The sequence below is a fragment of the Mesorhizobium sp. M0052 genome (assembly GCF_040323255.1).
Lineage (GTDB): Bacteria > Pseudomonadota > Alphaproteobacteria > Rhizobiales > Rhizobiaceae > Mesorhizobium.
The window spans coordinates 211,012-226,156 of sequence record NZ_JAMYUS010000007.1 but is presented as its reverse complement, the minus strand read 5'-3'; the positions used below and the strand labels follow the sequence as shown (position 1 = coordinate 226,156).

Annotated in this window: 11 protein-coding genes; 6 read left to right on the top strand and 5 right to left on the bottom strand. The window is 65.2% G+C overall.

What is annotated here, in order from left to right:
* The first annotated feature begins 4 nt into the window (after nucleotides 1-4).
* The 6 genes from tsaE (at nucleotide 5) to NKJ77_RS12000 (ending at nucleotide 9,698) form a co-directional block, all read left to right on the top strand.
* Nucleotides 5-1,516, top strand: coding sequence for a tRNA (adenosine(37)-N6)-threonylcarbamoyltransferase complex ATPase subunit type 1 TsaE (gene tsaE, locus NKJ77_RS12025; protein ID WP_023702076.1), 1,512 nt, complete (start codon nucleotides 5-7; stop codon nucleotides 1,514-1,516).
* Nucleotides 1,517-1,530: 14 nt separating this feature from the next.
* Entirely contained in the window at nucleotides 1,531-2,235 is a 705-nt protein-coding gene (locus tag NKJ77_RS12020) for a nucleotidyltransferase family protein (protein WP_352535275.1), read from the top strand.
* Nucleotides 2,232-5,369 carry a double-strand break repair protein AddB gene (addB, locus tag NKJ77_RS12015; RefSeq protein WP_352535260.1) on the top strand — a complete coding sequence of 1,046 codons (3,138 nt, stop codon included), beginning with the start codon at nucleotides 2,232-2,234 and terminating at the stop codon, nucleotides 5,367-5,369. The genes NKJ77_RS12020 and addB overlap by 4 nt, the downstream gene beginning before the upstream one ends.
* The gene (gene addA / locus NKJ77_RS12010) at nucleotides 5,366-8,887 is read left to right on the top strand and encodes a double-strand break repair helicase AddA (RefSeq protein ID WP_352535259.1); all 3,522 of its coding nucleotides are present in this window, start codon (nucleotides 5,366-5,368) and stop codon (nucleotides 8,885-8,887) included. The genes addB and addA overlap by 4 nt, the downstream gene beginning before the upstream one ends.
* A gap of 73 nt (nucleotides 8,888-8,960) precedes the next feature.
* Entirely contained in the window at nucleotides 8,961-9,284 is a 324-nt protein-coding gene (trxA, locus tag NKJ77_RS12005; RefSeq protein ID WP_023672297.1) for a thioredoxin, read from the top strand.
* Nucleotides 9,285-9,416: 132 nt separating this feature from the next.
* Complete coding sequence (locus NKJ77_RS12000) at nucleotides 9,417-9,698, top strand: cupin domain-containing protein (protein ID WP_023681396.1); 282 nt, start codon at nucleotides 9,417-9,419, stop codon at nucleotides 9,696-9,698.
* Nucleotides 9,699-10,137: 439 nt separating this feature from the next.
* Here the strand turns inward: NKJ77_RS12000 and NKJ77_RS11995 are convergent, their stop codons facing one another.
* The 5 genes from NKJ77_RS11995 to trpB all read right to left on the bottom strand — a co-directional run bounded on the left by NKJ77_RS11995 (nucleotide 10,138) and on the right by trpB (nucleotide 15,092).
* The gene (locus NKJ77_RS11995) at nucleotides 10,138-10,557 is read right to left on the bottom strand and encodes a VOC family protein (protein WP_023687435.1); all 420 of its coding nucleotides are present in this window, start codon (nucleotides 10,555-10,557) and stop codon (nucleotides 10,138-10,140) included.
* A gap of 26 nt (nucleotides 10,558-10,583) precedes the next feature.
* Nucleotides 10,584-11,909: a bifunctional folylpolyglutamate synthase/dihydrofolate synthase gene (locus tag NKJ77_RS11990; protein WP_352535258.1), complete on the bottom strand. Its 1,326-nt coding sequence runs from the start codon at nucleotides 11,907-11,909 to the stop codon at nucleotides 10,584-10,586.
* Between the two features lie 62 nt (nucleotides 11,910-11,971).
* Nucleotides 11,972-12,898, bottom strand: coding sequence for an acetyl-CoA carboxylase, carboxyltransferase subunit beta (gene accD, locus NKJ77_RS11985; RefSeq protein ID WP_023672292.1), 927 nt, complete (start codon nucleotides 12,896-12,898; stop codon nucleotides 11,972-11,974).
* 101 nt (nucleotides 12,899-12,999) lie between these two features.
* Nucleotides 13,000-13,839, bottom strand: coding sequence for a tryptophan synthase subunit alpha (trpA, locus tag NKJ77_RS11980; RefSeq protein ID WP_023693067.1), 840 nt, complete (start codon nucleotides 13,837-13,839; stop codon nucleotides 13,000-13,002).
* A gap of 2 nt (nucleotides 13,840-13,841) precedes the next feature.
* On the bottom strand, nucleotides 13,842-15,092 hold the full coding sequence (trpB, locus tag NKJ77_RS11975; RefSeq protein WP_023687439.1) for a tryptophan synthase subunit beta: 1,251 nt from the start codon (nucleotides 15,090-15,092) through the stop codon (nucleotides 13,842-13,844).
* Nucleotides 15,093-15,145: the final 53 nt, after the last annotated feature.

Genomic DNA, 15,145 nt, shown 5'->3' with positions numbered 1-15,145 from the left:
CTCGATGACTGTTGTTGTGCTGGAGCGTTTTCTCGCCGACGAGGCTGCGACCGCAAGGCTCGGCGAAGACCTGGCCATGGCGCTGCGGCCGGGCGACGTGCTGGCGCTCAAGGGCGATCTCGGCGCCGGCAAGTCGACGCTGGCGCGGGCCCTGATCAGGGCGCTGGCCGATGATGCCGGCCTCGATGTGCCGAGCCCTACCTTCACCTTGGTGCAAAGCTACGACACGCGCATCCCCGTGCACCATTTCGATCTCTATCGCCTGTCCTCGGCCGGCGAGATGGACGAGCTGGGTTTCGACGAGGCGCTGCTGCAGGGCGCTGCCCTTGTCGAGTGGCCGGAACGGGCGGAGGCCGCTCTTCCGAGAACGTCGATCTGGATCGAACTCGTCCATCAGGACGAAGGACGATTGGCGAAACTATCGGGCCAAGGCGTTGCCTTCGAACGCGTGGCGCGATCGCTGGCGATGCGCGATTTCCTCAAAACGGCCGGTTGGGGCGACGCCGCGCGGCGCCATTTCGTCGGCGACGCCTCGGCGCGCTCTTACGAGATTGTTTCGCTCGCCGGCCTTGCGCCGCGCGTGCTGATGAATTCGCCAAGGCTGGTGCTGGGGCCGCCGGTGCGCGACGGCAAGCCCTATGCCGTGATCGCCCACACGGCGCAGTCGGTCACCGCTTTCGTCGCCATCGACAAGGCGCTGCTGGCGCAAGGTGTCAGTGTCCCAAAAATCCATGCCGAGGATCTCGAGCAAGGGTTTCTGCTGCTGGAGCATCTGGGCTCGGAAGGTTTTCTCGACGGCAATGGTGAGCCGGTGGCCGAGCGCTACGCGGCAGCAGCCGAATTGCTGGCCATGATGCATGGCAAGACCTGGCTGCCGCGCATGGAAGCCGTCCCAGGCGTCTTCCACGAGGTGCCGCCCTTCGATCGCGACGCCATGCTGATCGAAGCCGATCTCTTGGTCGATTGGTATGTGCCGATGGTGACCGGCAGCCCGGCAAGCGAGGCTTTACGCGCCGGCTATCACAGGGAATGGAACGCGGTTCTCGATCGGCTGGACACACAGGAATACACGCTGATGCTGCGCGACTTCCATTCGCCCAACATCATCTGGCGCGGTGACCGCAAAGGCCACGACCGGCTGGGCATCGTCGATGTCCAGGACGCGCTGATGGGTCCGGCGGCCTATGACGTTGCGTCGCTGGCCATGGATGCCCGCGTCACCGTTTCGCCCGATATCGAGCAGCGGACCGTGGACGCCTATGTCGCTGCGCGCCACGCCGCCGGCGGCTTCGATGAGGACGCCTTCCGCGCGGCCTATGCGATCATGGCGGCGCAGCGCAATTCGAAGATCCTCGGCATTTTCGTGCGGCTCGAAAAGCGCGACGGCAAGCCCTATTATCTCCGACACCTGCCGCGCATCCGCGATTATCTCAGGCGGGCGCTGGCGCACCCGGCGCTGGCTCAGTTGAAGGAGTTTTACATGGCACATGGCCTGCTGGAGGAACGGCTCCCGTGACCTTGACCACAGCGATGGTGCTGGCGGCTGGTCTTGGCAAGCGCATGCGGCCGATCACCGACACCATGCCGAAGCCGCTGGTGCGGATCGCCGGCAGGACCTTGCTCGACTGGGGGCTGGACAGTCTCGAAGCGGCCGGCGTCGAGAAAGCCATCGTCAACGTGCACTATCTGCCGGACCAGATCGTCGCCCATATCGCCCACAGGCGGGCGCCAAAGATCGTCATTTCCGACGAGCGCGACGCACTGCTGAATTCGGCGGGTGGCATCGTCAAGGCATTGCCGCTGCTGGGCAGCGACCCCTTCTACATCATCAACGCCGATACGTTCTGGATCGACAGCGGCCAGCCCAGCCTCGAGCGCCTTGCCCTTGCATGGGACGGCGCGAAAATGGATATTCTGCTGATGCTTACCGATCTCGACTCGGCCACCGGACACGGTGTCGGCACGGATTTCCTGATGGCGCCGGATGGCGGCCTGCGGCGCTCGAAAGGCGATCCGGCCGGGTTGATCTATGCCGGAGCGGCAATCGTCAATCCCGCCATCTTCAGGGATGCGCCGGCCGGGGCGCATTCGCTCAACACCTATTTCGACACGGCAATCGCCTCTGGCCGTCTGTTCGGCATGCAGATGCGCGGAAGCTGGATCACCGTCGGCACTCCCGACGCCATTCCGCAGGCGGAAGCGGCCGCCGCCGAAGCTCTCGCGAAGGTGGTATGAGCGGCGCGCGCCGCGTTCTTTCGATCCCGCCCGGAGCGCCATTCCTGCCGACTCTGGCCGAGGCCTTGCTGGCCGGACGGCTGGTGCCCGGCTTCCGGTTCGACGGCGATCCGCTGGCGCTGGCTGATGTCACCATCTATGTGCCGACACGGCGCGCGGCCCGTGCGCTGCGCGGCGCTTTTGTCGACGCGCTTTCGGGACCGGGGGGGAGCCGCCGTTCGGCGATCCTGCCGGTCATCCGCCCGCTCGGAGAGTTCGACGAGGACGAAGCCGCCTTCGACGCCGGCACGCCGACCGAGCTTGAAATGGCGCCGCCGATCGCAGCCATCGAACGCCTGCTGCTACTGGCGCCGCTGGTGCGGGCCTGGAAGCGCACCTTGCCGGCGCATGTCCTTGATATGTTCAACGAAGAGATCGTCGTGCCGGCCTCCGCCGCCGATGCGATCTGGCTGGCGCGCGACCTCGCCCGGCTGATGGACGAGATCGAAACCGAAGGCACGGACTGGACCAGGCTTGCCGATCTGGTCACCGGCAATCTTGCCGGATGGTGGCTTGTGACGCTCGATTTCCTCCGTATCGTCACCGAGGCCTGGCCGAAATTGCTGGAGGAGCGCGACCGCTCCAACCCGGCCGCGCACCGCAATGCGCTGATCCGGCGCGAGGCGAAGCGGCTGGAACGCAACCCGCCCAAAGGCCCGGTGATCGCCGCCGGCTCGACGGGCTCTATTCCCGCCACGGCCGAACTGCTTGCCACGGTCGCCAGCCTGCCCAACGGCGCCGTGGTGCTGCCCGGGCTCGATGGGATGCTGGACGAACCGTCTTTTGCCGCGATTGGGGCGCCCGGTGCGCGGCCGGCACTGCTTGGCCACCCGCAATACGGCATGGCCAAGCTGATCGGCAAGATTGGCGTGCTGCGTGGCGATGTCGAGGAAGTGGTCTCCGCCGAGCCCGCACTGGCGCTCCGCGCGGCCCTTGTCGGCGAGGCGCTGCGGCCGGCCGAGACCACGGAATTATGGGCCGAGACCCGCATATGCTTCAACGCCGTAGACATCGCCGAGGCCTTCGCCGACGTGACGCTGATCGAAGCCGCCAGCGAACGCGACGAGGCGGCGGCGATCGCCATCGCGCTGAAAACCGCCGTGGAACAGCCGGGACTAAGGGCAGCGCTCGTTACCGGCGACCGCGGGCTGGCGCGGCGCGTCTCGGCCGAGCTGTTGCGCTTCGGCGTGATCGCCGACGATTCCGGCGGCACGCCGCTCGCCAACACGCCTGCCGCCAGCCTGCTGCGGCTCACACTTCAAGCGGTATTCCGGCCCGGCGATCCCGTCGGCCTTTTGTCGCTGCTCAAGCATCCGCTGCTCGGGCTCGGACTTGAGCGCACAGGCGTGCGCCATGCCGCCGAGCTCATCGAACTCGTGGCGCTGCGCGGCGGCACCGGACGCCCCGACATCGCCTCTTTGCCAGCACTGTTCGAGGAGCGTCTCGCCGGGCTGCGCGGGGACAAGCGCCAGCCCTTCTGGTTTTCGCGCCTGAGCGTGCGCGGCATCGACAATGCCCGCGACATGCTGAGCCGGCTTGTGGCGGCGCTGGCGCCGCTGACTGCCTTTCGCGGTGAAGAGAATGCCGATCTCGTCGCGTTGACCAAAGCGAGCGTCGCCGCGCTGGAAAATCTCGGCCGCACGGCGGAGGGCAGCCTGGCTGAACTTTATGCCGGCGACGCCGGCGAGAAACTCGCCGAGCTGCTGCGCGGTGTGGTCGCCGCGTCTGCATCGTTCGACTTCCCGGCCGACGAATGGCCTGATGTGATGGACGCGCTGGTAGCACCGGAAACGGTCAAGCCGGGGCAAGGCACAGACCGCAACATCGCGATATGGGGCGCGCTGGAGGCACGGCTGCAGAGCGTCGACACGCTTGTCATTGGCGGGCTGAACGAAGGCGTGTGGCCACGCAAGCCGGAAAGCGATCGCTTCATGTCGCGGTTGATGAAGACCGGCATCGATCTCGAGCCGCCGGAGCGCCGTATCGGCCTTGCCGCCCACGACTTCCAGATGGCGATGGGGGCGAAAAAGGTGGTGCTGACGCGCTCCGCCCGAGCCGGCGACGCACCGGCGGTGCCGTCGCGCTGGCTGCAGCGCATCCTCACCTTCATCGGCAAGGATCCGGCGGCCGCATTGCGCGGGCGCGGCGACGAATTGCTTGCCTGGGCGCGCGCGCTCGATGCCGGCGAGCGGCAGCATTTCGCGCCGCGACCGCAGCCGAAACCGCCGCTGAGCATGCGGCCCACCCACTTCTCGGTGACCGCGATCGAGACGTTGCGACGCGACCCCTATGCGGTCTATGCAAGGCGTATTCTGAGCCTTCTGCCGCTCGAACCGGTGATCCGCGATCCCGGTGCGGCCGAGCGCGGCACGCTGTTTCATGACATCCTGCATCTGTTCTCGACAGAGGTGGCGGATCCCCGCGCGCCCGAAGCTCTGGAACGCCTCATCGCTGCCGGCCGGACCTGCTTTGCCGAGATCGCCCTGCCCGCCGACGTCGAGGCTGTGTGGTGGCCGCGCTTCGAAAAGCTTGCCGCCAACATCATCGAATGGGAGCGCGGCCGCGCTCCCGCCGTCGCCCGGCGGCATGCCGAGGAGCGCGCCGAAAAGACCGCTGTCGGCCGCACCGGCGTGACGCTGTCCGGCTATGCCGACCGCGTCGACCTTTTGGCCGGTGGCATGGCCGACATTCTCGACTACAAGACCGGCTCCTCGCCATCCAAGGCGCAGGCGCACACGCTGCTGGCGCCACAGCTGGCGCTCGAAGGGGCGCTGCTCCGGCGCGGCGCCTTCAAGGGGCTTGGCGCGCGCGAGCCCTCCCAGCTCGCATTCGTGCGGCTGAAGCCGAATGGCGAAGTGTTCGAGGAATCCATCCTCGACTACAACCGCCAGCCTCGGACCGCCGAAGACCTCGCCGAGGAGGCTTGGGCGCGGTTGGAAAAGCTGCTGGTCCACTATGCCGATCCGACGACCGGCTATCTGTCGCGGGCGCTGCCTTTTCGCGAGGGCGAGAGCGATGGCGATTACGACCATCTGGCGCGCGTGCTCGAATGGTCGGCCGGCGGCGACAGCGATGACGAGGCGGGGGAGGCATGAAAAAAGCCTATCCCATCCCCAGCGAAACCGCCGCCAGCCAGGCGCGCGCCTCCGACCCGAAGAACTCGGCCTGGGTGTCCGCCAATGCCGGCTCGGGCAAGACGCATGTGCTGGCCCAGCGCGTCATCCGGCTGCTGCTCAACGGCACCGATCCGTCGAAGATCCTGTGCCTGACCTATACGCGGGCGGCCGCCGCCAACATGTCGAACCGCGTGTTCTCGACCCTGTCGGAATGGACGGCGCTCGGCGATGCCGAGCTTGCCACAAAGATTGAGGCGGTGGACGGCCGCCGACCCGACCGCGACACGATGCGGCGGGCGCGCCGGCTGTTTGCCGAAGCGCTGGAAACGCCGGGCGGGCTGAAGATCCAGACCATCCACGCCTTCTGCGAATCGGTGCTGCACCAGTTTCCGCTGGAGGCCAACATCCCGGCGCATTTCGAAATGCTCGATCCGCAGATGGAGGCCTCGCTGTTTGCTGGCGCCCGCCGCGACATGATTTCGGGCACGTCAGCCGGAGACACCGGACTGGCCGAGGCCTTTGCCACCGTGCTGGAGCGCGGCGGCGAACACGGACTCGATGCGCTGCTCGCCGAAATCGTGCGCAAGCGCGACGGCATACGCGGCTTCATCGGTGCGGTCCGGCGCGACGGCGGCGGCTTTCAGGCCCTGTTCGACGAATTCCATTTTCGCCCCGGGCAGAGCGCCGAAGACATAGCGGCATCGGTATGGCCGCTGCCGGGTTTCCTGCCGGACTTCTTTGCAGTGTTCGCCAGTGCCGCCGAGGCCGCCGACGCCCGCACCGTGCTCAACAATCTCTTGCCCTATGCCCGCTTGGCCTTTGCCGAGACGGACCCGACCCGCCGGCTGCAGATGCTCGGCAAAGCCTTTCTCAAGGCCGATGGCGACCCCTATGATCCCTCAAAGTTGTTCAAGAAGGCGCTGCTCGGCCGGCTGCCCGACCTTCCCGAGCGCTATCTGGCGGCCGTCAAGGCGATAACAGAGGTCTCCGACCGGCTGGCGCTGTTCCGGATGCTGGAAGGCACGGTCGCGGCGTTGACCATAGCCGACTGGCTGATCGTGCGGTACGAGCGCCTGAAGCGCAGCCGCGGCTTTCTCGACTTCAACGACCTCATCACCCGCACCGTCAACCTTCTGGCGCGGCCGGATGCCGGACCCTGGGTGCAGTACAAGCTCGACCAGGGTATCGACCACATCCTGCTCGACGAGGCGCAGGACACCAGCCCCGACCAATGGGAGGTGGTGAAGCGGCTGGCGGAGGAGTTCTTTGCCGGCCACGGCCAGCGCGGCACGGCCAATCGCACGGTGTTTGCCGTCGGCGACGAAAAGCAGTCGATCTATTCCTTCCAGGGTGCCGCACCGGATTCCTTTGCCGACAGCCGGCTCTTGTTTTCCGGACGCGTGAACGCAGCCAATGCTTCGTTTGCCGACCTGAAACTGACCTGGTCGTTCCGTTCGACCGACGACGTGCTTGCCGCAGTCGACCGCGTCTTTGCCGATCCGGGCGTGCGGCGCGGCATCAGCCACGACCCCGATCCGCTCGACCACAAGGCGATCCGCAACGACGCGCCTGGCTATGTCGAGGTCTGGCCGTCGCTCGGCGCTGACGCCGTCGAGGAGCCCGACGACTGGACGTTGCCGGTCAATCATGCCAGCGCGCCGGCTGTGCGGGTGGCCGAGCACGTGGCTGCGACCATCCAGACCTGGCTCAAGGACCGCGAGATCATCGAGGGCAAGGGACGCAGGCTGAGGGCCGGCGACATTCTTGTGCTGGTGCGCAAGCGCGACCGCTTCGTCCATGCGCTGTCGCGCGCGCTGAAGGACCGCGATATTCCCGTCGCCGGCGCCGACCGGCTGAGCCTGCCCGGCCACATCGCGGTCAAGGACCTGATCGCACTCGGCCATTTCCTCATCCAGCCGCAGGATGACCTGTCGCTCGCCGCCGTGCTGCGCAGCCCGGTTTTCGACGTGTCGGAGGAGACGCTTTTTACGCTTGGCGCCGGACGGCCAGCCGGAACATCGCTGATCGCCTCACTACGCCAGCATGCTGGCGACAATACCGCGCTGACCGATGTCGTTGCCCGGCTCGACGGCTGGGCCAACGAGGCGGCGTTCCGGCCGGTGTTCGAATTCTACGCCGGGGTGCTGGCGCGCGACGGCCTGCGCAAGAAGATGATCGCCCGGCTTGGACCGGAAGCCGGCGACATCCTCGACGAATTCCTGAGTTTCTGCCTGGCCGAGGAACGCACCGGACTGCCGGGGCTGGAGGCCTTCCTGGCGACGCTGGAAAACACCGGCCCGGAGATCAAGCGCGAGATGGACCAGACGCGCGACGAGGTCCGCGTCATGACCGTGCACGCCGCCAAGGGCCTGGAAGCGCCTGTTGTCTTCCTGGTCGATGGCGGGTCGGCGCCGTTCAGCGACCAGCATCTGCCGCGGCTGATGCCGTTCGACGCTTCGGGCCGCAATTTCGACGGCAAGGGCTATCTCTGGCGCTCGGCCGCCGATGTCGCGAACGGCTTCTCCAAGGCGGCCTCGGCCAGGGCGCGGGAGCTTGCCGACGACGAATACCGCCGGCTGCTCTATGTCGGCATGACGCGCGCCGAGGACCGGCTGATCGTCTGCGGCTATCACGGCAAGCGTTCGCCGAGCACCGGCACCTGGCATTCGATTGTCAGCCGCGCGCTGCTTGCCGCGCCGGAAAGCACGGAGCGCCATCATCCCGCCAGCGGCGAGCCGGTGCATCGCTTCGTCATCACCAAGCTGCCGCCGGTGGCGCTGGCAGCCGCCGACGAGGCGCGGCTGCCGCAACCGCTTTTGCCGTTCTTGCCGGCAAACCTGTTTCGCCCTTTGCCGCCTTATGAAGAACTGCCGCGCCCGCTATCGCCCTCTGGCGCTTCGGCGCTGATCGACGAGGGCAAGGAGGCGGTCGTCGATACGCGTTCGCCGGTGCTGGACAGCGAAGCGGAGCCCGGTTTTGCCGTGATGCGCGGGCTGGCGCTGCACAAGCTGCTGCAGATGCTGCCCGGTTTTGCCGAAGACGAACGGCAAGGCGCGGCGGCGCAGTATCTCATTCGAGCCGGCGCCGACTGGCCGGAGGCCGAGCGCAACAAGGCGCTGGCTTCGGTGATGGCGATCCTCAGAGATTCGCGTTTTGCCGGGCTGTTTTCGCCGTCGTCCCGCGCCGAAGTTGCTGTGATGGGCAGCCTTGAGGTCAAGGGCAGACTGCGCTCGATCTCCGGCAAGATCGACCGGCTGGCGGTGACGCCCGGGCGCGTATCGATCGTCGACTACAAGACCAACCGGCCGGCGCCCGCAGGCCTGGCCCAGGTGCCGCCGGCCTATATACTACAGCTGGCGCTCTACCGCGCGCTGCTCCAGCCGCTTTACCCCGGCCGCGCGGTGACGGCAGCACTGCTGTTCACCGAGGCACCGAGGCTTATCGAACTGCCGGCGCAGGCGATGGATGACGCCCTTGCCCGACTCACGGGAGCGTGACACAAGTTCTGCTTGAAGAAGGGCTGCTGAACCACCACATTTGGTGCGAGATAAATTTCGAAAGGATTTTCGTATGGCCACCGTCAAGGTCGACAAGAGCAATTTCCAGGCCGATGTGCTCAACGCCTCGCAGCCCGTCGTCGTGGATTTCTGGGCCGAATGGTGCGGCCCCTGCAAGATGATCGGTCCGTCGCTGGAAGAGATCGCCAACGAACTCGGCGACAAGATCAAGATTGCCAAGCTGAACATCGACGAGAACCCCGAGCTTGCCGCCCAATTCGGCGTGCGCTCGATCCCGACGCTGATGATCTTCAAGGGCGGCGAAGTCGCCGACATGAAGGTCGGCGCCGCGCCGAAGACCGCGCTGTCGCATTGGATCAATGGCAGCCTCGCCTGATCCTGTAGGAGTTTCTGAAGTTAAGCCCGGCCCTCGCGCCGGGCTTTTTCTTTGGCGTCATCGCCCGACCGCCTCTGGCCCTCGCATCGGCGCACTCCATGTCATCTGCTTGTTGCAGGACAGGAGAGACAAATGACCGGATCCGCCAAGGCCACCGTCTTCATCGACAATGAGCGCGTCATCGTCACCGAATATCGCTTCCAGCCCGGCGACAACACCGGCTGGCACCGGCATGGCCATGACTACGTCGTGGTGCCGCTGATGGACGGCAAGGTGAAGCTGGTGACCAAGGACGGCGAGAGTTTTGCTGAAATGAAGAAGGGCGCGCCCTACTTCCGCAAGGAAGGCGTCGAGCACGACGTCATCAGCGCCAATGACGGCGAATACGCCTTCATCGAGATCGAGCTGAAATAGGCCTCAGACTGGTGCCGCGGCCGCCGATGTCTATTTAGTTTGAGCCGCGGTTTTTTTTGGCCTGCCTAGGCTTGCCGGGCTTCCGTCCGGTCGCGGGCTTCAGGACCTGCCCATATCCCTCTATAGCGCCCGTATACACACGATAGAGAAACGTCTCTCGGCTTACGAAATACGCGACACTGGGCTGGCCGGATGCATCATTGGGGCGCGTCGGTCTGTGGGCCACTCGAACAATTGGGTGCGGTGGCTCGATGGCTCCCGGTAACATCACATGATCGCCGACCCGCGGAGCATATTCAAATATCAGCTCCTCCGGCGGGTCGTTGTCGACGGTAACAAGACACTTCACAACCATTCGAGCTTGCCTCCATGCTTCGCCAAGCATATCGGGGCTTCTGCCCGAGGGGCAACCGCCCGATAGATTCCCCGGGCCAAAATACTACCAGTCGGCGATGCGATCCCCGCCGGTGAATTGCGCGCTTTTTGCGGTGTATTCGAACAGCTCGATCTTCACGCCGTTGGGGTCGCGGATCCAGGCCTGAAACGTGTCGTCGCAGGCATGCTTCTTGGCCGTGATATCAATGCCTTTCGACTTGATGTGGGCGATCGCCGCATCGATGTTTTCCACCTCAAGGCAGAAATGGTTGATCTGGTTGAGCTCGCTATGGCTGGTGCCGTCCTTCTGGAACACCTCGACATGGCTGCGATCGCCGCAATTGAGGTAGAAGCCGAACACCTTTCCGTCGCGCAGGAAGTTGAACTGCGTGTCGAGGCCGAGCACGTCGCGGTAGAAGGCCCGCGTCGCCTCCAGATCATGCGCGAAGATGCAGACATGGGCGAGTTGCTTGACCTTGATCATGATGGGCTCCTCGCAGTGAAATGGCTTCAGGTTGGCGGCGTGCCGTTTTCGGCCAGCACCGCGCCGGCGAGATATAACGACCCGCCGATCAGGATGCGTGGCGCCGGCCCGTCCCAGGTGTCGCGCAGCAGCATCATCGCACTGGCGACGGAACTGACCGGTTCGGCCGTGAGGCCGGCTTCGGTCGCCCGCACCGCCAGCTCGTCATTCGGCACGCCGGCATCGCTCATGCTCACCGGCACGGTGTAGACATGCCGTGCCAGGCCCTTGAAGGCGTGGAAGTAGCCGCTCTGGTCCTTGGTGTTGATCATGCCGGAGATCAGAAACAGCGGCCGCGGGTTCTTTTCCTCCTGCTCGGCCAGCGCCTCGGCAATGACCATGCCGGCGCCCGGATTGTGGCCGCCGTCGAGCCAGATGTCGGCGCCCTTGGGCGCCAGCTCCATCAGCCGGCCCTGTACCAGTTTCTGCATGCGGCCCGGCCATGCGACGCTCGCCATCGCCTTCTCAGTGGCGCGATGACTGATTTCGAAACCGGCGGCCTTGACGGCGGCAATCGCTGCCGCCGCATTGGCGAACTGGTGGCGCCCGGGCAGGCGCGGTGGCGGCAGGTCCATCAGCCCGTCCTCATCCTGATAGACCATGCGGCCGTTTTCCTCGAAGGCGAGAAAATCCTGGCCGTAGACGAAGGTCGGGCAATCCAGCCGCTCGGCGGTTTCGATCAGCACTTGCAGCGCCGTCTCGCTCTCCTGCGCGCCGATGACCACCGGGCAGCCGCGCTTCATGATGCCGGCCTTTTCGGCGGCGATCAGTTCGACCTGGTCGCCGAGATAGGCTTCGTGATCCATCGACACCGGCATGATCACCGACACCGCCGGCCGGGCAACGACATTGGTGGCGTCGAAGCGGCCGCCAAGGCCGACCTCGATGATGGCGGCGGCAGCCGGATGTTCGGAAAACAGGATGAAGGTGACGGCGGTTAGGATTTCGAAGACGGTGATCTTCTGGCCTTGATTGGCCCGGGCGACGCGGGCGATGGCCTCGGCGAAGGTCTCGTCGTCGACCAGCCGGCCGCCGCCCTCGGCCGCCAGTCGGTAGCGCTCGGCCCAGTTCACCAGATGCGGCGAAGTGTGGACATGGACAAGGTGGCCGCCGGCTTCGAGCAGCGCGCGCGAAAAGGCCGCGCACGAGCCCTTGCCGTTGGTGCCGGCGATATGGATGACCGGCGGCAGCCGCTCCTGCGGATTGCCGAGGCGTTCGAGCAGCCTTGTGATGCGGTCGAGCGAAAGGTCGAAGCCTTTCGGATGCAGCGCCATCAGGGCTTCGATTTCACGATCTGCGGCAAGCGTTGTCATGAGCGAATCCTACGCATGCGCACAGGTGCACGCAATCGCGGTTTGCGGCCAGAAATGTCGCGTCAGGCCTGCGGGCGGGCTTCCGTCGGGATGACCGACGGCGGCAGGATTTCCGGCTCCAGCGGCTTTTGCTCCTGCGGCAGTTTGAGCAGGATTTTCAACAGCCGTGAAATCGTCTCGCGCAGTTCCAGCCGCGACACCACCATATCGACCATGCCGTGCTCCATCAGATATTCGGAGCGCTGGAAACCGTCCGGCAGTTTCTCCCGGATGGTCTGCTCGATGACGCGCGGGCCGGCAAAGCCGATCAGCGCGCCGGGCTCGGCAATGTGGACGTCTCCCAGCATGGCGTAGGAGGCGGTAACGCCGCCGGTGGTCGGGTTGGTCAAGACGACGATGTATGGCAGGCCGGCTTCCTTCAGCCGGTCGACGCCGATCGTGGTGCGCGGTAACTGCATCAGCGACAAGATGCCTTCCTGCATGCGCGCGCCACCGGAGGCGGCAAACAGGATCAGCGGCCGCTTGCGCTGCAAGGCGACCTCGAAACCGTGCACAATGGCGTCACCCGCGGCCATGCCGAGCGAGCCGCCCATGAAGGCGAAATCCTGCACCGTCACCACAACCGGCAGGCCTTTGACCGTGCCCAGCGCGTTGATGATGGCGTCTTCCAGGCCGGTCTTGGCCTTGGCGTCCTTCAGCCGGTCCGTGTAGCGCTTCTCGTCGCGGAACTTGAGCGGGTCCTGCATGACCTTGGGGTTCTCAAGCTGCTCGTATTTGCCGTCGTCGAGGAAGAATTTCAGCCGTTCCTTGGCCGAAATCTTCATGTGATGGCCCGATGACGGGATGACGAACTGGTTGGATTCCAGGTCCTTGTGAAACACCATCTCGCCGGTCTCGGGATCCTTGATCCAGAGATTCTCGGGCATGTCGGTGCGCCGGCCGAGCATCGAATTGATCCTCGGGCGAACGTAATTGGTGATCCAGTTCATCGCTTCGGCTCCTGTCCTGACGAAGAGTTGGCTCGTGCATGTCGCCCAAAAGTGGGAACCGATTTTGGGATAACGACTTGCACAAGGCCTAAGTAGGGAAACTATTCGGCAGCAGCAAGGCGGGCCGAACGCACGCCCTGAGACAGTCCGCTGACCAGGGTGGCGACGGCCTCGGCCGGGTCGGCGGTCTTCTCGCCCTTCGGTCCCAACACATTGGCGACCGCGTTGACGATCGCGGTGCCGACGACGACGCCATCGGCATTGGCGCCGATAATGCGCGCCTGCTCGGCGGTCTTGACGCCGAAGCCGACGCAGACTGGCAAGTTGGTGTGGCCCTTGATGCGCTTGACCGCGGCGGCAACCTTGCCGGTGTCGGCCAAAGCCGAGCCGGTGATGCCGGTCATCGACACGTAATAGACGAAGCCCGACGTATTCTGCAGCACCTTGGGCAGGCGCTTGTCGTCGGTGGTCGGCGTTGCCAAGCGGATGAAGTTGATGCCGGCCTTCAGCGCCGGAATGCAGAGTTCTTCGTCCATCTCCGGTGGCAGGTCGACGACGATCAGCCCGTCAATGCCGCTGGCGATGGCGTCCTTGAGGAAGCGATCGACACCGTAGATGTAGATCGGGTTGTAGTAGCCCATCAGCACGATCGGCGTTTCATTGTCGGTGGCGCGGAAATCAGCCGCCGTCTTCAGCGTCTTGACCAGGGTCTGGCCACCTTTCAGCGCCCGCAGGCCAGCGGCCTGGATCGCCGGTCCATCGGCCATCGGATCGGAAAACGGCATGCCCATTTCAATGATGTCGGCGCCGGCCTTGGGCAGCGCCTTCATGATCGACAAAGCGGTGTCATAGTCGGGGTCGCCGCTCATGAAATAGGTGACGAGCGCCGGGCGGCCCTCGGCTTTCAGTTTTGCCATGCGGCGGTCGATGCGGGTCACCATGATCAGATCTCCATGCCCAGCATCGAGGCCACTGTGTGCACATCCTTGTCGCCGCGTCCCGACAGATTGACGATGACGATCTGGTCCTTGTCCATATCAGGCACGATCTTCACCGCATGCGCGATGGCGTGCGCGGATTCCAGCGCCGGGATGATGCCTTCGACGCGCGTCGTCAGCTTGAAGGCTTCCAGCGCCTCGTCGTCGAGGATCGGCACATATTCGACGCGGCCGGAATCGCGCAGCCAGGAATGTTCGGGGCCGACGCCCGGATAGTCGAGGCCGGCCGAGATCGAATGGCCGTCCATGATCTGGCCATCGGCGTTCTGCAGGAGATAGGTGCGGTTGCCGTGCAGGACGCCTGGCGCGCCGGCATTCATCGAGGCGCAATGCTCGATGCCGTCGAGGCCGCGGCCGCCGGCTTCGATGCCGATGATGCGGACTTGCCTGTCGTCGAGGAAAGGATGGAACAGGCCGATGGCGTTGGAGCCGCCGCCGACAGCCGCGATGATGGTGTCGGGCAGCCGGCCTTCCTGTTCGAGGATCTGGGCGCGCGCCTCGATGCCGATCACCGACTGGAAGTCGCGCACCAGCTCCGGATAGGGATGCGGACCTGCGGCGGTGCCGATCAGATAATAAGTGTCCTCGACATTGGTGACCCAGTCGCGCAACGCTTCGTTCATGGCGTCCTTCAGCGTGCCGTGACCGGCGGTCACCGGCCGCACTTCGGCGCCGAGCAGCTTCATGCGGAACACGTTGGGGCTTTGGCGGGCGACATCGGTGGCGCCCATATAAACGACGCAGGGAAAGCCGAAGCGCGCCGCGACCGTGGCCGCGGCAACGCCGTGCTGACCAGCGCCCGTCTCGGCGATGATGCGCTTCTTGCCCATGCGCTTGGCCAGCAGGATCTGGCCGAGGCAGTTGTTGATCTTGTGCGAACCGGTGTGGTTCAAATCCTCGCGCTTGAAGTAGACTTTGGCGCCGCCCCCGAGGCCCTTCGCCGAGGAAACCTCACGAAGATGCTTGGTCAGGCCTTCGGCGAAATAGAGCTTTGACGGCCGCCCGGCATAGTGGGTCGACAAATTGGTCAGCTCAGCCTTGAAGTCCGGATCGTTCTTGACCTCGTTCCAGTGCCGCTCCAGGTCGAGGATCAGCGGCATCAGCGTCTCGGCCACGAAGCGGCCCCCGAAGATGCCGAACATGCCCTGTTCGTCGGGTCCGGTGCGGAAGGAATTGGGTGTCGCCGGCTTGTTCATCGCCGATCTCCTGGTCTTGGTTCTGAGCATGTCTTATCGGAAAACCGGTTCCC